The organism is Streptosporangium sp. NPDC020145 (assembly GCF_040631275.1).
Classification (GTDB): Bacteria; Actinomycetota; Actinomycetes; order Streptosporangiales; family Streptosporangiaceae; genus Streptosporangium.
Genome location: NZ_JBEXZT010000001.1, coordinates 450,533 through 470,891 on the forward strand (window position 1 = coordinate 450,533; position 20,359 = coordinate 470,891).

The window sequence follows — 20,359 nt, forward strand, 5'->3', positions numbered from 1 at the left end:
GGCCGTTATGGCGGTTAGTGACCGTATCGGCGGGTAGGACCGCCACGTGGCACAGGGGGGATGGATCTCCCGCTGGCCGGTTGTCCGGCAGCTCAGGGGAGAAGACGGCAGGTCGCGCGCCGCCCGTTCGGCGCGCACCGACGCGCTGCGCCCCAGGACCGAGCTGGCCGACAGCGTCACCAGGTCCGTCTGCCCCTACTGCGCGGTCGGATGCGGCCAGCTCATCTACGTCAAGGACGGCCGCGTCACCCAGATCGAGGGCGACCCCGACTCGCCCATCTCGCGCGGCAGGCTCTGCCCGAAGGGCTCGGCGAGCAAACAGCTCGTCACCCACCCCGGCAGGCAGCGGCACGTGCTCTACCGGCGCCCCCACGGCACCGAATGGGAGCCGCTCGACCTCGAAACCGCGATGGACATGATCGCCGAGCGGGTGCTCCGTACCCGCCGGGAGACCTGGCAGCAGCAGGAGGAGGGCAGGACGGTCCGGCGCACCATGGGCATCGCCAGCCTGGGCGGGGCGACGCTGGACAACGAAGAGAACTACCTGATGAAGAAGCTCTACACCGCCCTCGGCGCGATCCAGGTCGAGAACCAGGCCCGTATTTGACACTCCTCGACCGTCCCCGGTCTGGGGACCAGCTTCGGGCGCGGCGGCGCGACGAATTTCCAGCAGGACCTCGTCAACGCCGACTGCATCGTCATCCAGGGCTCGAACATGGCCGAGTGCCATCCGGTCGGGTTCCAGTGGGTGGTCGAGGCCAAGGCGCGGGGCGCGAAGGTGTTCCACGTCGATCCGCGCTTCACCCGCACCAGCGCGCTGGCCGACCGGCACCTGCCGATCCGCGCGGGCACCGACATCGTGCTGCTCGGCGCGCTGATCAACCACGTGCTGGTCAACGAGCTGGACTTCCGCGAGTACGTGCTGGCCTACACCAACGCCTCGGCGATCGTCTCCGAGGACTTCAGGGACACCGAGGACCTCGACGGGCTGTTCTCCGGCTTCGACCCCGACAGCCGTAAGTACGACCCGTCGAGCTGGGCCTACGAGGGAACCGAGGAGGAACCCGCCGCCGGGCTGCGCGGCGAGCAGCTCGAAGGCGGGGCCTACCACGCAGAGGTGGCCGGTCCCGACCAGTACGGCTCCGGCGGCGCGCGGGAACAGGCCAGGCCGCCCGCCGATCCGACGCTGCGCCACCCGCGCTGCGTCTACCAGATCCTCCGGCGCCACTTCGCCCGCTACACCCCGGAGCTGGTCGAACAGGTCTGCGGTGTCTCCAGGGAGGACTTCGCCGAACTGGCCGGGGCGATCACCGAGAACTCCGGCAGGGAACGCACCACCGCCTGGGTGTACGCGGTCGGCTGGACCCAGCACACCGTGGGCGCGCAGTACATCCGCACCGCCTCGATCCTGCAGCTGCTGCTGGGCAACATGGGACGGCCGGGCGGCGGCATCATGGCTCTGCGCGGCCACGCGAGCATCCAGGGTTCGACGGACATCCCGACGCTGTTCAACATCCTGCCCGGCTACCTGCCGATGCCGAACGCCCACGGGCACGACACCCTCGACGACTACCTGCGGGGGGCCGGAGCGGAGACGGGCTTCTGGGGCAGGAAACGCTCCTACATGGTGAGCCTGCTCAAGGCGTGGTGGGGGGAGCACGCCAGCCCGGACAACGACTTCTGCTTCGATTACCTGCCCCGCCTGACCGGCGACCACGGCCACTACACGACCGTGATGGGGCAGATCGACGGCACCGTCAAGGGCTACTTCGTGGTGGGGGAGAACCCGGCCATCGGTTCCTCGGGAGGCAGGGCGCAGCGGCTCGGGCTGGCCAACCTCGACTGGCTGGTCGTGCGGGACCTGACCCTCGTCGAGACCGCCACGTTCTGGAAGGACGGCCCGGAACTGGCCACCGGGGAGATGCGCACCGAGGACATCGCGACCGAGGTGTTCTTCCTGCCCGCCGCCAGCCACGTCGAGAAGGAGGGCACCTTCACCAACACCCAGCGGCTGCTGCAGTGGCGGCACAAGGCACTCGACGCGCCGGAGGACTGCCGCAGCGAGCTGTGGTTCTACTACCACCTCGGCAAGCGGATCAAGGCCGCGCTGACCGGCGACGAGATCGACCGCCCGCTGCGCGAGCTGACCTGGGACTACCCGGAGGAGGGCGAGCGCGCCGAGCCGTCCGCGCCCGCCGTGCTGCGGGAGATCAACGGCACCGGCCCCGACGGGCGGACGCTGTCGGCCTACACCGAACTCAAGGCGGACGGCTCGACCCGGTGCGGCTGCTGGATCTACTGCGGCGTCTACGCCGACGAGGTCAACCAGGCCGCCCGGCGCAGACCGGGCGACGAGCAGAGCTGGGTGGCGCCCGAGTGGGGCTGGGCCTGGCCCGCCAACCGGCGCGTGCTCTACAACCGGGCCTCCGCCGACCCCGAGGGCCGCCCGTGGAGCGAACGCAAGGCCTACGTCTGGTGGGACGCCGAAAAGGGCGAGTGGACCGGCCACGACGTGCCCGACTTCGAGCCGGCCAAGCCGCCCGGCTACCTGCCGCCGCAGGGCGCGCAGGCCGAGGACGCCCTGGCCGGGACCGACCCGTTCATCATGCAGGCCGACGGCAAGGGCTGGCTGTTCGCCCCCGCCGGCCTGGCCGACGGGCCGCTGCCCACCCACTACGAGCCGCACGAGTCACCGCTGCCCAACCCCCTGTACGGCCGGCGGGCCAACCCCGCCCGCCGCGTCTACGACCGCCCGGAGAGCCCGTACAACCCGCCTGAGTCACCACGTTTCCCCTACGTCCTGACGACCTACCGGCTGACCGAGCACCACACGGCGGGCGCCATGAGCAGGCCGCTGCCCTACCTGGCCGAGTTGCAGCCGGCGCTGTTCTGCGAGGTCTCACCGGAACTGGCCGAACTGACCGGGCTGGTCAACGGCGGCTGGGCGACGATCGTGACGACCCGCACCGCGATCGAGGCCCGGGTCCTGGTCACCCGACGCGTCCGGCCGCTGCGGCTGCAGGGCCGTACGGTCCACCAGGTCGGCCTGCCGTACCACTGGGGATGGGGCGGGGGCGGGCTGGTGACCGGCGACGCCGCCAACGACCTGCTGCCCCTCGTGCTCGACCCGAACGTCTACATCCAGGAGGGCAAGGCCGTCACCTGCGACCTGAGGCCGGGCAGGCGCCCGACCGGCCCGGCGCTGCTCGAACTGATCAGGGAGTACCGCGACCGCTGAGCGGACGGGCGGCCTGACGACCCGGAGTGTGTTCCAGTGGCCCCGGACGCGTGACGGCATTCTCGATGATTTCCCGCAGCCGAGGTTGTATAGGAAAAGTATAGCGGTCCGCAGAATATTTCTTCCACTTAACCGGTTCGATGTGCCCGCGGCGGCGAGCTCACGCCATTAATGGAGGAACAATGACCGAACTCAACGTGCCCGCCGGTCTGGCTCCTGCGCAACGCGCCCAGATCAAGAGCCTCATTTGCGAGATCCTCGAGATCGACCCGGACGGGGTCACCGAAACCAGCCTGTTCAGCGAGGACCACGGCGCGGACTCCCTGCGGGCCATCGAGATCCTCGCGGCCCTTGAGCGCACCCTCAAGGTCAGCATCGACCAGGAGGAACTGGTCAGGATGACCAACCTTGAGGGCGTCTACACCGTCGTCACGGAGGCGTCCGCCCGATAACACCTCTGACGGCGGCTGGACAGGAGGGCGTTGATGAGCGGACCGCGAACGGATAAACATTTCAGAAGACGGGTGGTCGTCACCGGTATCGGTGCGATCACCAGTATCGGCATCGGCGTGCAGGAATTCCTTTCCGGATTACGAGAAGGGCGTAGCGGGGTCAAACCCATCACCGCGTTCGACACGACCGGGTTCGAATACGCCAACGCATGCGAGGTCACCGATTTCGATCCGGCCGCGTCGATCGACCGTCTCGACCCGGCCGAGCTCGGCCGGGCCAGTCAGCTGTCGGTGGCGGCGGCGGGGATGGCCGTGCGGGACGCAGGCCTGCAGCCGCGGGAACTGCGCGCGCGACGCGCGCTGGTGTCGGTCGGCACCACCAACGGTGAGGGGCGGGACTTCGACAACCTGGCCGGACAGGGAATCGACCGCGGCCTCGACCGGCTCGATCCCGCGCTGAGCGGGCGCGTCGGTGCCGGAAGGCTCTCGTCGAGCATCGCGCGTGAGCTCGGCATGACCGACGTCGAGGCCGTCACTCTGCCCACCGCGTGCGCGGCGGGCAACTACGCGATCGGCCACGGCTTCGACGCCGTGCAGAGCGGCGACGTCGACGTCGCCTTGTGCGGCGGCGCGGACGCGCTGTGCCGCAAGACCTTCGCGGGCTTCTACCGCCTGGGGACGATCGCCCCCCAGGTCTGCCAGCCGTTCGACCGAGGCCGCAAGGGCATCCTGACCGGCGAGGGAGCGGGAATCCTCCTGCTGGAGAGCATGGAGTCGGCGCTGGCCCGCGGCGCGCGCATCTACGCGGAGATCCTCGGGTTCGGGCTGAACTGCGACGCCCACCACCCGGTCGCGCCCGACCGGGACAGCATCGCCGACTGCATGCGCCTGGCCCACCGGGACGCAGGAGTGAAGCCGGAGGAGATCGACTTCATCTCGGCGCACGGTACCGGGACGAAGGCCAACGACATCACCGAGGCGCGCGCCATCCACCAGGTGTTCGGCACCAGGCCGCCCGCCACCGTCTCGATCAAGTCGATGATCGGGCACTCGATGGGCGCGGCCAGCGCCCTCGCCGCGGCGGCGTGCGCGCTGGCCATCACCGAGGGCTTCATCCCGCCGACGATCAACCACGTCGAAACGGACCCGGAGTGCGCGCTGGACTGCGTGCCCAACCAGGCGCGCCCGGCGGAGCTGAACGTGGTGCAGAACAACGCGCTCGCCTTCGGGGGCAACAACGCCGTGCTCATCCTCGGCAAGTACCGGGGGGCGTGATGGTCGCCGTCTGCGGTGTCGGCGCGGTCGCCAGTGCCGGTGTCGACGTGGAGGAGATCTTTGCCTCGCTGTGCGGGGGCTGGGGAGCGGCGGCCGAGCCGCGCGGATTCGATCTGAGCAAGTACCGGACCAAGCTCGCCTTCGAGATCGACGACCGGCCCGAAGAGGGCGGTGACGTGCCGCTGCGCTCGTCCAGGTGGCTGGAGCACGTGGTGGAGGTCGCGGCCCGCGACGCGGGTCTGGGCGAGGACCTGCGTGACGTGCCGATCCTCGTGGGAACCACCCTGCGCGAGCTGCGCTCGGTCGAGTTGAGCTGGCGCGACGGCATCGCCTTCGACACCGACGAGCTGCACTTCGGCACCGCGCTGCGCCGCCGCTTCAACGCCTCCCAGACCTTCACGGTCGCCAACGCCTGCGCGGCCTCGCTCTACGCGCTCGCGCTCGGCACCGATCTGCTGAACGCCGGCGCCGCCGACGCGGTGATCGTGGCGGGCGTCGACAACATCTCGGAGAGCACCTACGGCCTGCTCGACCGCTGCTATTCCGACCCGCCCGACGCCCTGCGCCCCTTCGACAAGGGACGCAGGGGCATGCTCCAGGGCGAGGGGGCGGCCGCGGTCGTCCTGCGCCGGGCATCACAGGCCACCTCCGGGAAGGTGTACGGGCTGGTGCGCTCGGTCGCGGTGAACTGCGACGCCTACCACCCCTCCGCGCCCGACGCCAAGAGCATCGCCCTGGCGGTACGGCAGGCGCACGAGCGCGCGGGCCTGACCCCGGGCGACATCGACCTGCTGCTGCTCCACGGTACGGGGACGCCGCTGAACGACGAGGCCGAGGCGCGCAGCCTCGGCGAGGTCTTCGGCGAGGTCCGTCCTTCGCCCTGGATGACGGCGATCAAGTCGATGACCGGGCACACCGCGGGGGCCTCCGGCCTGCACAGCCTGCTCGTCGCGCTGGAGTCCATGCGGACCGGGGTCGTGCCGCCGGTGGTCGGTGTCACGGACGTCATGGACGAGATGGCGGGACTGCGCCTGGTCCGCGACCGGGCGGTGCGCGCCGCGGTGCGATTCGCCCAGGTGAACGCGTTCGGGTTCGGCGGCCTGAACGCGGTGGCCGTTGTGGAGAAGGCGGCGGACCGATGACGGTGATCACCGGTGTGGGAACCGCGATCGGCGGGGTGGCCCGGCCGGCGGACCTGTTGCTGACGACGACGCCGGGTGGAGAGGATCCGATCACCGGGCTGAGCGGGCGTGGCCTGCGGTACAAGGACCGGGCGACCAAGCTGGCGCTGTGTGCGGGCAGGGACGCCCTCACCGACGCCGGCCTGCTGCTCGATCCGGGCCTCGCGGTGCCGGGCGAGAGCATCGGCGTGGTGGTCAGCTCCAACTTCGGCAACGTGGACACGGTGTGCGCCACGGTGTCCACCATCGCCGAGCACGGTTACGGCGCCACCAGCCCCATGATGCTGCCCGCCACCGCGAGCAACGTGACGGCCTCGTGGCTGGCGATCTCGTTCGGACTGCGCGGGGTGAACCTGACCCTGTGCAACGGGCCCACCTCCGGCCTGGACGCGGTGTACTGGGCCGGGATGATGATCGACGCCGGGCGGGCGCGGCGGATGCTCGTGGTCGGCGTCGAACCGGTCAACGAGGTGGTGACCCACCTGGTCGGGCCGCTGTTCGACGGCGCCGCCGCGCTGGTGCTGGAGTCGGAGGAGGCCGCGCGCGAACGCGGGGCCGGGTCGCTGGCCCGGCTGGGCCGCTACGCCAGGCGGGAGACGCACGACGAGGCGGTCGGTCACGTACTGGAGCAGGCCGGACCCGTCGGTCTGTGGTGCCTGCCCGAACAGCCGCCCACGGCGGAGGAGACGGCCGGAGCCGCGACCCATGACCTGACCGCGCTGCTCGGGCGCTGCTCGGGCGCGCTCGGCGTCGTGCAGTGTGTCGCCGGGGCCTCCTGGCTGAGCGCGGGTGGCGAAGGCGCCGTACTGGCGAGCGTGAACGCCTCCGACGCCGCGGCGGCCACCGTGCTCACTCCGGCGCCCACCACGGCTGGGACCGGCCGATGACCCCCCGGGTCAGGTGCCGCCGCCCCGCCACCGTCGAACGACCGGTGCGTGTGCTGATGCTGTACGGGCTCGGCGGTGGCCCCTCGACGTGGAACCGGTTCGCGGAGCTGGCAGGCCCGGACCTGGAGCTGTGGGAGGCCGCCCTGCCGTGGTCGGCGGGCGACACCGGAGAGTGGAGCAGGCGGGGCGACGCCACCTCGTGGGTCAGGGCGGCCATCGACGAGGCCGGCGCCGTCGACCTGGTCGTCGCGCACTCCTTCGCGGCCAACGTGCTGCTGGAGGTGCTCGCGCGCGACGGCGGACCGGCCGCCGTGCTCGTGTCGCCGTTCTACCGGGCCAGCCCGGCCGAGTTCGACTGGGCGACCATCGAGAGCTACCTCCATGGTTTCCACGGCATCCTCGACGAGGGTCTGCGGGTCAGCTCGGAGGGCCGGCTGGCCGCCGGCGTCCGCCACGACATGGCGCTGAAACTGCGCGAGCGGCTCGGCCCGTACGGGTGGATGCGGTTCTTCGACGCCTACCTGCGCTCACCCATGCTGGACACCGCCGCCGTCACCGTACCCTGCCTGGTGATCAGCGGCGCCGACGACCCCGCGGCCCCGCCGCGGGACGGGCGGACGCTGGCCGAGGCGCTGCCACACGCCCGCTTCGAGATCCTGCCCGCAGGGCACCTGCCGATGATCGAACAGGCGCACCGATTCGCCGAGCTGATCGGTGAGTTCGCCGCGACACACCATCTGGAGAGCACGTGACCGTCACCCGCCTGGAGATCCGGCCCCGGTACGAAGGTGCGAACGTCGGCACCTGGATCGGCTTCAAGCATCTGAACTACCTGGTCGAGGAGGCGGTGCTCGAACACCTGCGCCGGTCGGGGATAAGGGCCACCGATCTCTACCACGATCACGGGCTGTGCGTCGACCTGGTCGACATCGACACCAGGATCCTGAGCGCGCTGCGCATCGACGACCTGGCGACCGCCGAGGTCACCGTGGCCGAGCCCGGGACGCTCACCTTCACCGTCGTCATCCGGCCCAACGCGGACCCCGGCGCGCCGAAGGCCGTCAGCGCCAAGGTCAAGGTGTCGCTACGGCACGACCCTCGCGGCGGCGCGGGCGAGATCCCGGCCGAACTGCGCCCGTACACGGTGGCTCGGCTCGGGGAGCAGGACAAGAGTGTGCAGGTGCCCGACGGCGCCGACCCGCTCGACGTCCTGACCGGCGGTCGCAACGCCTTCGCCTGGAAATGGCGGATTCCCTACTTCTACTGCCACTTCACCGAGCGCATGCAGATGTCCGGATATTTGCGAATTATGGAGGAGGTTGTGGACCTCTTCCTCGCCGACCGCGGTGTGTCGGTCAAACGACTGCTCGACGAGCAGGGATGGATCCCCGCCGTGCCGCACTCCAGGATCACGCTGCTGGACGAGGCGCTGATGGAGGAGGAGCTCTACACGGTCCTGACCGTCGAGGACGTCTTCAAACGGTTGACCTACACCTCGCGGATGGACTGCTACGTGCTCCGCGACGGCCTGCTCGTCCCCACCGCCACCGGCCGGATCACCCACGGATACGCCGAACTCTCCGGCCGGTCCGAATGGGGCCTGGTGTCCTTCGACGACCGCCTCTCGGCCGCGCTCTCCGGCGCGTCGCGATGACGGACGTCCTGGTCACCGGCGTCGGCGCGGTCACCTGCCAGGGGTACGGTGCCGCGGTGCTGCGGGCGGCGATGGCCGGAGCCCTGCCCCCGGTTCCCGAGCGCATCCCCGACCCGGGGGCGAACCTGCGCCACCCGCTGATGCATCGGGTGCCCGACGCGGCGTTCGGCGACGGGCGGGCCGGCCGGCTGCTGAACTCGGCGGTGAGCGAGGCGCTCAGGGACGCGGGCCTGGAACGGCGCGACTGGCCCATGCGGATCGGCGTGGTCATCGGCTCGTGCATGGGCGAGGCCATGCTGCACGAGAGCGGCAGGAGCCGGGAGCCGGGCACCGGCTGGAACCCGACGTTCAGGCTCGCCTCGGAGGTGGGCGAGCGGCTCGGCGCGTTCGGTGTCAACGTGAGCATCAGCAACGCCTGCGCCGCGGGCGGGTTCGCGCTGAGCGTCGCCGCCGACATGGTTCGCGGCGGCGAGGCGGACGTGGTGATCGCGGGCGGGGTGGACGCCTACTCCAGGGTCGGCTGGGCGTCGTTCGACCGCCTCGGCGCGATCGATCCGGTCCGGTGCCGTCCCTTCGACCGGGACCGCCGGGGGACCGTGCTCGCCGAGGGCGCGGGAATCCTGGTCCTCGAATCGGCCGAGCACGCCTACGGGCGCGGGGCGGCCGTGTACGGCAGGGTGGCCGGGGCCGGCTGGAGCTGCGACGCGCACCACCTCACCGCGCCGGAACCCAGCGGGGAGCAGATCGTCCGCGCGATGCGGGAGGCGCTGGGCGAGTCAGGACGCCTGGGATGCGTCATCCCGCACGGCACCGGCACGCGGCTCAACGACCTGGTCGAGAGCCGCGCGCTGCGGACCGTCCTGGGCGAGCGGGCCGACAAGGTCCCCCTGTACAGCATCAAGGCGCTCCTCGGGCACACCGGCGGGGCGGCGGCCGCGCTCGGTGCGGTGGCGGCCGCCCTCATCCTCCGCTCCGGCACGGTGCCGCCGAACGTCGCGATCGGGGAGCAGGACCCGGAGTGCGAGGTGTACCTGCCGGTCGACGGCCCGGTCCGCCTCAGGACGCCGCGGATCATGGTCAACGCGTACGCCTTCGGCGGCAACAACGCCTCCTTCGTCCTGGAGGAGGCGGCATGACCGGGGAGATCAGGGACATCAGGGGCATAGGGGACATGGGGGACATCGTCGTCACCGGTGTCGGGACGGTCGTGCCCGAGCGTCACGGCCCCTGGTTCGACGTGACCACGGAGCTCGGGCCGCGCGGGTACAAATACCTGCCGCCGGCCTCGCAGTACCTGCTCGCCGCCGCGCGGCGCGCCGTGACCGGCGGAGGCGGCCTCGAACACGTGCCCGCGCACCGGCGCGGCGCGGCGGTCGGCACGAACGGCGCACTGCGCGCCTACTTCGACGACGTCGACCGCGTGGTCACCACGGGACACTCCGACGACCTCAGCCCGGCGGGAGCCCCCTACTTCGCGATCAACGTGCTCAGCGGCCGCCTGGCCAGCGACCACCAGATCAAGGCGTTCAGCCTGACGCTCACCTCGCCGCGGGTGGCCGGGTTCGAGGCCGTCGAGATCGGGTTGAGGGCGCTGGCTGCGGGCCGGGCCGACGTGCTGATCGCCGCCGCCATGGAACACGGCCTGCCGCACCACGCGCCGGGACTGGCGGCCGAGCAGGGAGCGGTGGCCATGACCATGGAACCGCGCGCGCTGGCCGAGGAACGCGGCGCGCCCATCCTCGGATCCTGCTTCGCCAGGACCGCGTTCGCGCCCCCCGCTCTGATGACCACCTCCGCCGGGCGGCGCCAGCTGGCCGCGCAGATCGAGACCGCGGTGTCCCGGCTGGGCACCGGTGACGTCGTGGTCCGCCCGGTCCTCGACGACTCGGCGGTGAGCCGGGCCCTGGCCGGTGTCCTCGCCGCCACCGGCCTGACGGTGCGTCCCGCGCTCACCGCCGACGGCGGCTGCCTCGCCCCCCTTCTGCTGCTCGCCCGGCTGTTCGGCGCGGCCGAGAGGCGGCCCAGCCTGGTGATCACCGCGACCGCCGAGGGCAACTTCGCCTTCGGCGGGATGCGTCCCGTCCATTCGGCCCAGCCAACCGGGAGTCGGCAATGTTGACGTCACTCGACAAGAGCTGGGGCCTGGTCCTCGGCGTCTCCAGCGGAATCGGCCGGGCCTGCGCGCTGGCCATGGCCCAGCAGGGCATGAACGTCGTCGGGGTGCACTTCGACACCGCCGCGATGGACGAGTCCGTCACCCAGCTGAGGGAGAAGCTGTCCTCCTACGGGGTGCGGGTCCACTTCCACAACGCCAACGCGGCCCGTAAGACCGTGCGGCAGGAGATCGTCGCCGGGCTCGCGGAGCTGACCGACGGCGCCGGGCTGAGAGTCCTGCTGCACTCGCTGGCCTTCGGCACGCTGGTGCGTTACCTGCCCGCCGAGGAGGGCGCGGCCGGGATCAGCGGACCGCAGCTTGAGATGACCATGGACGTGATGGCGAACAGCCTCGTGTACTGGGTCCAGGACCTGGCCGCCGCCGATCTGCTTCCCCCCGGCGCCAAGGTGTTCGCGATGACCAGCGCCGGGGCGGTCCAGCACCTGCCCAGCTACGGCGCGGTTTCGGCGGCCAAGTGCGCGCTGGAGGCGCACGTGCGTCAGCTGGCCTGCGAACTGGCGCCGAGAGGCGTCGCGGTGAACGCGCTGCGCGCCGGCGTCACGCTGACGCCCGCGCTCCGGCGGATCCCGGAACACCACGAGTTCAGCCGGAACAGCGCGCGGAACAACCCGCACCACCGGCTGACCGTCCCGGAGGACGTCGCCGAGGCGGTGGTGTTGCTGTCGAGCACCACCACCTCGTGGATCACCGGCAACACCATCGGCGTTGACGGGGCCGAACTGCTGGCCGCGGGCAGTTCGTGGGCCGGCGGCGAATCCGGGAGCTGAGGAGAGAACATGGATGAGTTGGTCATGTCGGGGTGGTCCGTGGCCTCGCCGTTCGGACTCGGGGCCGGTCCGTTCGCGGCCGGAATCGGCACGGGACGGCAGCCGTCGCCCGTCACGGACGGCGGGCCGTTCGACCGGGCGTATGTCATCCCCGGCTTTGACATTCCCCCCAAACTCGGCGGAAAGAGCACCCGGGGGATGGACCGGGCGACCGGCATCGCGGTGACAGGTGTCGGCATGCTGCTGGAGGAGTACGGCGGCGGGCCCGGCGACCACCCCGAGCGCGTCGGGCTCGTGCTCGGCACCGGGTCGGGGAGCGTCCAGAGCATCGTCGACTTCACCAGGGACTCGATGGTCGGTGAGCGGCCGTACGACGTCGACCCGGCCCGCTTCCCCAACACGGTGATGAACCGTGCCGCCGGGCAGAGCGCCATCTGGTACGGGCTGAAGGGGCCGAACGCCACCGTCGCCGGTGGAGCCGTCACCGGCCTGCTCGCCCTCAACTACGCCTCCAGACTGCTGCGGCGGGGCCGATGCGAGACGATCCTGTGCGGCGCGGTCGAGGAGTTCTCCGAACACCGGGGCTGGCTGGCGTGGCACTCCGGTCAGCGGAGCGAGCCGCTGGGCGAGGGCTGCGCGATCTTCCTGCTGGAGTCCCGGGAGAACGCCGTCCGATCCGGGCGGACCCCGCTGGCCACCGTGCTCGGGTCGCGGTTCGCCGCGTTCGGCCACCAGGAGGAGGCGGGGCGGCGGCTGTCGGAGTGCGTCACGGGACTGCTGACGCGTTGCGATCTCGACCCCGCCGACGTGCGCCTGGTGGCCACCTCGGAGACGACGGGAACGCTCGGCGAGCAGGAGAGCGCGGGCGTCACCGACGCGATCGGGGGCGCCGCCGTACGGCTGCGCTGCCGGGAGGCACTCGGCGACACGGCCGCCGCGTCCGCGGCGTTCCAGCTCGCCGCCACGCTGGCCGCCGGGCGGGACGAGCCGGCCGGGAGCCTCGCCCTGGTGACGTCCGTTGACTGTGGCGGCGTTGTCGGTTGCACGGCGCTGCGCCTGGAACCCTGCCCGTGACCCTGCCCGTGACCTGCGGCTCCGGTTCGGAGCCGCCTAATCCCGTGCTTATGAGAGGGACGGAACATGACCGAACAGATCATCACCGCGGTGGACAAGGAAGAGCTGCGCACGCTGATCGCGGCGACGCTCGACGTCGACGTGGCCGAGGTCACCGACGAGGCGCACTTCGTCGAGGATCTCGGGGTGGACTCGCTGATGGCGCTGGAGATCACGGTCAACCTGGAGAAGAAGTACCAGGTGAGGATCGACGAATCCGAGGTCGCCGGAGTGACCACCTTGGAGAGCACGTACGCCCTGCTGGGAGAGCTGTTGCGGAAGGCCGCCGGATGAGCCGGCCCGCCGCGCTCACGACGTCGGCCGTACGGGTCGGTGCCGATGGGGACACGATCACCGCCACGGTGGTCGTCGATCCGGACGAGCCGATGTTCGCCGGCCACTATCCCGGCTTCCCCGTGTTCCCGGCCGTCGGCATGCTGGAGTTCGTCGACCGCGCCCTGCGCGCGTCGTTCGGCGCGGACCTGACGCTGAGCGAGATCGTGAGCGCCCGCTTCCTCAGCCCGGTGCTTCCAGGGGACGAGCTCACCGTGCGGGCCACGCCACGCGACGGCGACTACACCGTGGTGGTCGGCACCGAGCGCGGCGAGTCCGCCCGGCTCCGGCTGCGGTACCGGGAGGGGGCGTGATCGGGGTAGACGAGATCAAACGGTTCATTCCGCACCGGTACCCGATCCTGCTGCTCGACCGGGTCACCGAGGTCTCACCGGGCCGGAGCCTGACCGCGATCAAGGCGGTCACCTGCAACGAGCCGTACTACCGGCACGTCGGCGCCGACGCGGGCCCCAGGGGCCACCACTACCCGTCGTTGCTGCTCCTGGAGTCGTGGGCGCAGGCCGCCTCGCTGCTCGTCCTGTGGGAGCAGCCCAACCCGGACGTGCTGTCCGGCAAGGTCGTGCTCGGCGGGGTGATGAAGAACGTGCGCTTCCTGCGCCCCGTACTGCCCGGCGAGGTGCTCTCACACCGGGTGCGCCTGGTCCGCCAGGTCGAGGACAGCTCGATCGTGGAGGGGGAGACCCTGGTCGGCTCCGAGGTGGTGCACGAGGCCGGCGCGGTGGTGTCGCTGCGGCCGGCCGAGGTCCTGCGTCAGGCGGCACCGGTGGGAGGCGCGTCGTGACCGGCCGTCCGGTCGCGCTGGTCACCGGCGGATCGCGGGGCATCGGCAGGGCCGTGGTGACCAGGCTCGCCGCCGACGGCTACGACGTGGCTTTCTGCTACCAGTCCAACGCCGAGGCCGCGGACGAGGTGGCGAAGGAGGCGGTCGAGGCGGGAGCGGGGGTGCTGGCCCGTCAGGTGGACGTGACCGACCGCTCCCAGGTGCGCGCGTTCGTCGGTGACGTCGAGGAGGAGTTCGGCCCGGTGCACGCCGTGGTCACCTCCGCGGGGATCACCAGGGACAGGCCGCTGGCGCTGCTGACGGATGAGGACTGGGACCGGGTGCTCACCGTCAACCTCGGCGGTACGCACAACGTGGTGCGGGCCGCGATCTTCCGGATGATGAAACGCAAGCGGGGCGCGGTCGTCACGCTGTCGTCGGTGGCCGGCGTCGCGGGGAACTCCGGCCAGACCAACTACTCCGCCTCCAAGGCGGGCATCATCGGCTTCACCAAGGCGCTGGCCAAGGAGGTCGGCCGTTACGGGATCACCGCGAACGTGGTGGCGCCCGGATTCGTCGAGACCGACATGACCGCCGGCCTGTCCGAGAAGGTCGTCCAGCAGATGGGCGAACGGATCTCCCTGGCCCGTTTCGGCACGCCCGGCGAGGTCGCCGACCTGGTCTCCTTCCTCGCCTCCGGCCGTGCCGCCTACATCACCGGCCAGGTGATCCGCGTCGACGGAGGCATCGCCCTGTGAGGGGTTCGGGAAGGGAGCGAGGGTGAGGTTCTACTTCAGCCTGCGGAGTCCGTACTCCTGGCTGGCACTGCACGACCTGCTGAACGACTACCCCGGCCTGGCCGAACGGCTCGAATGGATTCCGTTCTGGGACCCGGAGGAGTCCATGCTCAGGGAACTGACCGAGGCCGGTGGTGAGTTCGGCTACGCGACCATGCCCAAGGCCAAGCACCTGTACATCCTGCAGGACGTGCGCAGGCTCGCCCGTGACAGGGGACTGCGGACGCGCTGGCCGCTGGACCGGGAGCCGCGCTGGGAGGTGCCGCACCTGGCCTACCTGGTGGCCGCGGACAAGGGCCGGGGCCGGGAGTTCGTCATGCTGGCCTCGGAGATGCGCTGGGAGCGGGGGCTCGACATCTGCGCCCCCGAGGTGGTCGCGGAGATCGCCACCGCGCTCGACCTGCCGGCCGGCGAACTGGCGGGGGCCGCGGACCGGCTCCCGGTTCGCGAGCAGGCCGTACAGGCGCTGCTGTCCGCCTACCGCGACGGCGTGTTCGGAGTCCCGTTCTTCGTCCGTCGCTACGACAAGTACTGGGGAGTCGACAGGCTGGACGCCTTCGCGGGCTCGCTCGGGCTGCGGCCCGCCGCCTCCCTCAACCCGGCCGAGGAACACGCCGGCGGCTGTGGCTGAACAGTATGGCCGGAGTATAGGGCTCCGGCGGAGCATGCAGGAGAGGTGAGCGGGATGAACGGGGTGACGGGATTCGAGGGCTTCATGGCCCGGCTGGGCGACAACGCCGAGCGCTTTCCCGACCGGCGCGCGCTGGTGTTCTGCCGCGACGGCGGCGAGGAGGAGGTGCACACGTACCGGAGCCTCGATCTGGCCGCGCGGTCCGTGGGCGCCTGGTTGGCCACGAAGGTCACACCGGGAGAGCGGGTGCTGCTGTCCTACCCCTCCGGCCTGGGCTTCGTCACGGCGTTCCTGGGATGCCTGCACGCGGGCGCGGTCGCCGTACCCGTCCCCGTACCCGACACCTACCGGCGGCAGTACGACCGCGTCACGGCGGTCTGCCGTGACGCGGAACCGGCTCTCGTGCTGACCGACGCCGACCGTGCCGAGGCGGTGTCCGCCTGGATCAGCCACAGCGGGCTGGGCGTCGAGGTCGCCGTCGTGGGGCGCGGTGAGCCGGGGCGGCGAGCCGAGCTCTCCCGGGACGCGCTGGCGTTCCTGCAGTACACCTCAGGCTCGACCAGCGAGGCCAAGGGCGTGATGGTCAGGCACGGCGACCTCGTGGACAACATCCTGGTGGGCAGCCGGCTGCTCGACCTCACCGAGGGCCCGCGCTTTTGCAGCTGGCTGCCCGTCTACCACGACATGGGCCTGGTGGCGATGATCCTGCTCCCGCTGTACCTCGGCGGGACCACGGTGCTCATGTCGCCCACCGACTTCCTGCGCCGTCCGTGGGTCTGGCTCGACCTGATCGGCAAGTACGGCGCGGAGGTGAGCGCCGCCCCCAACTTCGCCTACGACCTGTGCGCCCGCCGGGTCACCGACCAGCAGGTGCGCGGCATGGACCTGTCGAGCTGGCGGCACGCGTGCAACGGCGCGGAACCCATCGACGCCGGCACCCTGGCCAGGTTCGCCGACCGCTTCGCGGTGGCCGGTCTGAAACCGGAGGCCCTGACGGCCGGGTACGGCATGGCCGAGGCCACGCTGTTCATCTCCGGCACCGCTTCCGGACGCCCACCGGTCGTGACCAGGGCCGACCCCGGCGCGCTCGCCCGCGACACGCTGCTGCCCGACGACGCGGGCAGGCCGCTGGTCAGCTGCGGCCGCCCGGGGGTGATGGATGTGCGCATCGTGGATCCGGACACCCACGCGGAGCTTCCAGACGGGCGGGTCGGCGAGATCTGGGTCCGCGGTGACGGCGTCGCGTCCGGGTACTGGCGCAAGGAGGAGGAGACGCGGCACTGTTTCGGCGCGACGACCGGATCCGGGGAGAGCGGCTTCCTGCGCACCGGTGACCTGGGCGTGCTCGCCGACGGCGAGCTGTACGTCACCGGCCGGATCAAGGACATGGTCATCGTCAACGGGCGCAACCTCTATCCGCACGACATCGAGCGGGCGGTGGCCGGCCTGGTCCCGGCCATGGAGAACCTGCCGTCCTGCGTGTTCTCCGTCACCGTGCCACACGAGGAGATCGTGATCGTGCAGGAGATCAGGACCCGCGCCGTGACGGAGGAGACGCTGACCCGGCTGGCCGGCGAGATCAGGTCGGCGCTGGGCCGGCGGCTCGGGGTGACGGTGGCCAACGTCTCGTTCGTCCGCCCGGGCACCATCCCCAAGACCACCAGCGGCAAGATCCGGCGGGGTACGGCGCGCGAGCTGTTCGTCTCGGGGAGGCTCGACGCGCGCCACGAGGACCTGTCCGCGGGAGTGATCGGCCACCACCGCGGTGGCGTGTCATGACCTACCGGCCGTTCGCGCTGGCCGAGCGCATCGAGGACGCGCTCGGCGACCCCGCCGACGAGGGGAACGTCTTCTCCGTCTCCCGCTGCCTGGAGCTGGACGGGCGCGAGGAGTTCCCCGAGGACATCTGCGCGCACCTGGACAAGCTGGGCCTGCCACGGTTCTACGTGCCCGTCGAACACGGCGGTGACCTGGACACCTACGAGAACCTGCTCCAGGTGATCCGGACGCTGTCCCGGCGTGACTTCACCGTCGCCCTGGCCCACTGCAAGACCTACCTCGGCTCGGTCGCCACCTGGGTCGCGGGCACGCCCGGCCAGGCGGAGGGCCTGGCCCGGCGGGTACTGCGCGGCGAGGTGGTCTCCCTGGCGCTCACCGAGCGCGACCACGGCAGCGACGTGCTGGCGGGGCGGGTCTCGGCCACCCCGAGCGGCGCCGGGTACCGGATCGACGGCGAGAAGTGGCTGATCAACAACGCCACCCGCGGCGATCTGGTCTGCGTGCTGGCCAGGACCAGTCCCCGGAGCGAGGCACGCTGCCACAGCCTCTTCCTCGTCGACAAGCACCGTCTGCCCTCCGGCGGCTACCACCACCTGCCCAAGGTCAGGACCCACGGGGTACGGGGCGCCGACATCAGCGGCATCCACTTCACCGGGGCGGAGATCCCCGCGGACGCGATGATCGGAGAACCGGGCGCCGGGCTGGAGATCCTGCTGAAGGGACTGCAGATCACCCGCACGCTGTGCGGGGGGATGTCGCTGGGGATGGGCGAGCACGCGCTACGTTTCGTCGCCGGTTTCGCCGAGCGGCACCGGATGTTCGGCCGCCCGCTGATCGAGCTGCCGCAGACCGCGCGTGTGCTGGCGGAGTCCTACGCGGACCTGATGGTCGCCGAGGCGATGACCCTGGTGTCGACGCGGGCGATCCACACGCTGACCGCGGAGCAGAGTGTGATCTCCGCGGTCGTCAAGTACTACGTGCCCACGATCGTCGACCGTGCCGTCAACCGGCTGGCCAAGGTGCTCGGCGCGCGAGCCCTGCTGACCGACGGACCCTTCCAGAAGCTTCAGCGGGACCACCGGATCGTCGGCATCTTCGACGGCAACACGCTCGTCAACCTCAACGCGGTGGTCAACCAGTTCTCCGGCCTGGTGCGGGGATACCGGCGGGAACGGGTCGACCACGACGGCCTGGACGTCGCGGCCGGGCTCGACCTGGCGGTGCCCGCGTTCGAGCCGGACAGGCTGAGCCTGCTGTCTCGCGGCGGCTGCAGCCTGGTGCAGGACCTGCCCGCGCGCACCGGCGCCGCGATGGACGCGGCCCCGGAACACCTGGGCAGGCTGCGCCGCTACGCGGACGGGCTGCACGCCGAGCTCGCCCGCTGCCGTCCGGTCGCCCGGGACGTCCCGCCGGAGATGTTCGACCTGGCCAGGAGATACGCGGCGGGCTACGCCGCGGCGGCCTGCCTGCGGATGTGGGCCGACAACGGCCTGGACACGCTGTGGCTGCGGGTGTGCCTGGCCCGCGTGCTGGGCGGGAGGGACGAGGCCGTGGACCGGCTGCTGCCCGTCCTGCGGGAACGGCTCGACGACAGGCGGCCGCTCTCGCTGCTGGCGTACCGATCGACTCATTAGGAGCTGCCATCTATGTCGCCTGACACCATTCGCATGTGGTTACGCGAGCGCGTCGCCTTCTACGTGGAGCGCGATCCCGAGGAGATCGACCCCGATGTCGAGCTCGTCGAGATCGGGCTCGACTCGGTCTTCGCGATGAGCCTCAGCGGTGACATCGAGGACGAGTTCGGGGTCTTCGTCGAGCCGACGGTCGCCTGGGACCATCCCACGGTCAACGCGCTGACCGGTTACCTGCACGATGTGGTCGTGACCATCTGATGGACGGCCTCCGCGAGCTTTCGGTCGGCCAGCAGGCGATGTGGTTCCTGCAGCGGCTCGCCCCCGGCAGCACCGCCTACACGATGATGGTGGCGGTCCGCGTCCGCGGCCCGCTGGACGTGGCGCGCCTGCGCCGTGCGACGGACGCCGTCGTGGCCAGGCACGAGATGCTTCGCTCGGTGTTCGCCGAGGTCGACGGGGTGCCGTACCGGGAGGTCGCGGACCTGCCGTCGCCGCTGGCGGTGATCGACGTGGGCCCGGTGGAGGAGGAGGTGCTCCACGAGCGGGTGACGCGGGCCGGCAAGGCCCCGTTCGACCTGGGCCGGACCGGGGCATTCCGCGTCACGCTGGTGCGCCGGACCCCGGACGACGCCGTGCTGATGCTCGTGGCGCACCACATCGTGAGCGACGCGATGTCCCAGTGGCTGGTCCTGCGTGACCTGCTGTGGGCCTACGAGGAAGGGGACGACCCCGGCTGGCCGGAGCTCACCCGCACGTTCGACGACTACGTGCGCGCCGAACAGGACCTGCTGGCCTCTCCCAGAAGACCGCGTCTGGAGCGTCACTGGCGTGAGGTGTGCGCAGGGGCGACCGCGGCGCGGCTGCCCACCGACCGCCCGCGCCCGGCCAGGCCGTCGTTGCGGGGGGCGGCGACCGTCGTGTCGTTCTCCGAACGGACGGGCGCGCGGCTGATCGAGGACTCGCGCGCGGCGGGGGTCACGCCGTTCGCCACGGTGTTCGCGGCGCTGCAGGCGGTGCTCCACCGGTACGTCGGAACCGGCGACTTCCTCGTCGGCTGCCCCGCCAGCACACGTTTCGGCGGCGGCATGCGCAACGTGGTCGGTTACTTCGCCAACACGCTCCCGATCCGGGCGAACCTCACCCCGGAGACGACGTTCGGCCAGGCGGCGGTCGCGGCGCACCAGGGGATGGTCCGCGCCATGGCGAACGCCGCGCTGCCCTCCGCGCTCATCGGCGACCTGTCGCCGAACCGGGCACCGCTGTTCCACGTCGCGGTCAACCTGCTGTCGATGGACGCGATGGACCCCGCGCTCCCGCTGGCCGTCGACGGTTCGGTCGAGGGGCCGGAGACGACCTTCCGCGGCCTGCGGCTGGCCGCCTACGACGTATCCCAGATGGAAGGTCAGTTCGATCTGACGGTGGATGTTCGTAAGGCGGCCTCCGTTTTCACGGCGGTCGTCAAATACGACACCGACCTGTTCGACGTCCCGACGGTCGAACGATTCGCCGCGCACTTCCGCCGGGCGGTGGAATCAAACGTTCCAAACCTTCCCGTCGGCCGTCTCTCGCTGGTGGACGAAAGTGAGGCGCGGCTTCTGCTCGCGCTGGGCACGGCATAAGACCCCCCGGAGGCAGGCCGTCATTAATGAATTCAACTGCCT

The 20,359-nt window shown here is 71.2% G+C and carries 20 protein-coding genes; all 20 read left to right on the forward strand.

What is annotated here, in order from left to right; genetic code table 11:
- Positions 1-46 precede the first annotated feature (46 nt).
- Positions 47-3,238 carry a formate dehydrogenase gene (gene fdh, locus ABZ463_RS01845; RefSeq protein ID WP_362771985.1) on the forward strand — a complete coding sequence of 1,064 codons (3,192 nt, stop codon included), beginning with the start codon at positions 47-49 and terminating at the stop codon, positions 3,236-3,238.
- Between the two features lie 182 nt (positions 3,239-3,420).
- The gene (locus ABZ463_RS01850) at positions 3,421-3,690 is read left to right on the forward strand and encodes an acyl carrier protein (protein ID WP_352015745.1); all 270 of its coding nucleotides are present in this window, start codon (positions 3,421-3,423) and stop codon (positions 3,688-3,690) included.
- Between the two features lie 33 nt (positions 3,691-3,723).
- Positions 3,724-4,965 (forward strand): beta-ketoacyl-[acyl-carrier-protein] synthase family protein, encoded by a 1,242-nt coding sequence (locus ABZ463_RS01855; protein ID WP_352015744.1) that lies wholly within the window; start codon positions 3,724-3,726, stop codon positions 4,963-4,965.
- The gene (locus tag ABZ463_RS01860) at positions 4,965-6,107 is read left to right on the forward strand and encodes a beta-ketoacyl synthase N-terminal-like domain-containing protein (RefSeq protein WP_362771987.1); all 1,143 of its coding nucleotides are present in this window, start codon (positions 4,965-4,967) and stop codon (positions 6,105-6,107) included. The genes ABZ463_RS01855 and ABZ463_RS01860 overlap by 1 nt, the downstream gene beginning before the upstream one ends.
- Positions 6,104-7,033: a beta-ketoacyl synthase N-terminal-like domain-containing protein gene (locus ABZ463_RS01865; protein ID WP_362771989.1), complete on the forward strand. Its 930-nt coding sequence runs from the start codon at positions 6,104-6,106 to the stop codon at positions 7,031-7,033. The genes ABZ463_RS01860 and ABZ463_RS01865 overlap by 4 nt, the downstream gene beginning before the upstream one ends.
- Positions 7,030-7,785: an alpha/beta hydrolase gene (locus ABZ463_RS01870; RefSeq protein WP_362771991.1), complete on the forward strand. Its 756-nt coding sequence runs from the start codon at positions 7,030-7,032 to the stop codon at positions 7,783-7,785. The genes ABZ463_RS01865 and ABZ463_RS01870 overlap by 4 nt, the downstream gene beginning before the upstream one ends.
- Positions 7,782-8,687 (forward strand): thioesterase family protein, encoded by a 906-nt coding sequence (locus ABZ463_RS01875; RefSeq protein ID WP_352015740.1) that lies wholly within the window; start codon positions 7,782-7,784, stop codon positions 8,685-8,687. Before ABZ463_RS01870 ends, ABZ463_RS01875 begins: the two co-directional genes overlap by 4 nt.
- The gene (locus ABZ463_RS01880) at positions 8,684-9,823 is read left to right on the forward strand and encodes a beta-ketoacyl synthase N-terminal-like domain-containing protein (RefSeq protein WP_352015739.1); all 1,140 of its coding nucleotides are present in this window, start codon (positions 8,684-8,686) and stop codon (positions 9,821-9,823) included. Before ABZ463_RS01875 ends, ABZ463_RS01880 begins: the two co-directional genes overlap by 4 nt.
- Positions 9,820-10,806, forward strand: a complete 987-nt coding sequence (locus ABZ463_RS01885) for a beta-ketoacyl synthase N-terminal-like domain-containing protein (protein WP_362771994.1) — start codon at positions 9,820-9,822, stop codon at positions 10,804-10,806. Before ABZ463_RS01880 ends, ABZ463_RS01885 begins: the two co-directional genes overlap by 4 nt.
- On the forward strand, positions 10,800-11,630 hold the full coding sequence (locus tag ABZ463_RS01890) for an SDR family oxidoreductase (RefSeq protein WP_352015737.1): 831 nt from the start codon (positions 10,800-10,802) through the stop codon (positions 11,628-11,630). The genes ABZ463_RS01885 and ABZ463_RS01890 overlap by 7 nt, the downstream gene beginning before the upstream one ends.
- A gap of 9 nt (positions 11,631-11,639) precedes the next feature.
- On the forward strand, positions 11,640-12,704 hold the full coding sequence (locus tag ABZ463_RS01895; RefSeq protein WP_352015736.1) for a beta-ketoacyl synthase N-terminal-like domain-containing protein: 1,065 nt from the start codon (positions 11,640-11,642) through the stop codon (positions 12,702-12,704).
- 66 nt (positions 12,705-12,770) lie between these two features.
- Entirely contained in the window at positions 12,771-13,037 is a 267-nt protein-coding gene (locus ABZ463_RS01900; RefSeq protein ID WP_352015735.1) for an acyl carrier protein, read from the forward strand.
- Positions 13,034-13,390 carry a hypothetical protein gene (locus ABZ463_RS01905; RefSeq protein ID WP_352015734.1) on the forward strand — a complete coding sequence of 119 codons (357 nt, stop codon included), beginning with the start codon at positions 13,034-13,036 and terminating at the stop codon, positions 13,388-13,390. Before ABZ463_RS01900 ends, ABZ463_RS01905 begins: the two co-directional genes overlap by 4 nt.
- Positions 13,387-13,878, forward strand: a complete 492-nt coding sequence (locus ABZ463_RS01910) for a hypothetical protein (protein ID WP_362771997.1) — start codon at positions 13,387-13,389, stop codon at positions 13,876-13,878. Before ABZ463_RS01905 ends, ABZ463_RS01910 begins: the two co-directional genes overlap by 4 nt.
- Entirely contained in the window at positions 13,875-14,615 is a 741-nt protein-coding gene (gene fabG / locus ABZ463_RS01915; RefSeq protein ID WP_362771999.1) for a 3-oxoacyl-[acyl-carrier-protein] reductase, read from the forward strand. The genes ABZ463_RS01910 and fabG overlap by 4 nt, the downstream gene beginning before the upstream one ends.
- 22 nt (positions 14,616-14,637) lie before the next feature.
- Positions 14,638-15,285 (forward strand): DsbA family protein, encoded by a 648-nt coding sequence (locus ABZ463_RS01920; protein ID WP_362772001.1) that lies wholly within the window; start codon positions 14,638-14,640, stop codon positions 15,283-15,285.
- Between the two features lie 54 nt (positions 15,286-15,339).
- Positions 15,340-17,064, forward strand: a complete 1,725-nt coding sequence (locus ABZ463_RS01925) for a fatty acyl-AMP ligase (RefSeq protein WP_362772003.1) — start codon at positions 15,340-15,342, stop codon at positions 17,062-17,064.
- Positions 17,061-18,698 carry an acyl-CoA dehydrogenase family protein gene (locus tag ABZ463_RS01930; RefSeq protein WP_362772005.1) on the forward strand — a complete coding sequence of 546 codons (1,638 nt, stop codon included), beginning with the start codon at positions 17,061-17,063 and terminating at the stop codon, positions 18,696-18,698. Before ABZ463_RS01925 ends, ABZ463_RS01930 begins: the two co-directional genes overlap by 4 nt.
- A gap of 12 nt (positions 18,699-18,710) precedes the next feature.
- Positions 18,711-18,956, forward strand: a complete 246-nt coding sequence (locus ABZ463_RS01935; protein WP_352015728.1) for an acyl carrier protein — start codon at positions 18,711-18,713, stop codon at positions 18,954-18,956.
- The gene (locus tag ABZ463_RS01940) at positions 18,956-20,317 is read left to right on the forward strand and encodes a condensation domain-containing protein (protein WP_362772007.1); all 1,362 of its coding nucleotides are present in this window, start codon (positions 18,956-18,958) and stop codon (positions 20,315-20,317) included. The genes ABZ463_RS01935 and ABZ463_RS01940 overlap by 1 nt, the downstream gene beginning before the upstream one ends.
- The last annotated feature ends 42 nt before the right edge of the window (positions 20,318-20,359 follow it).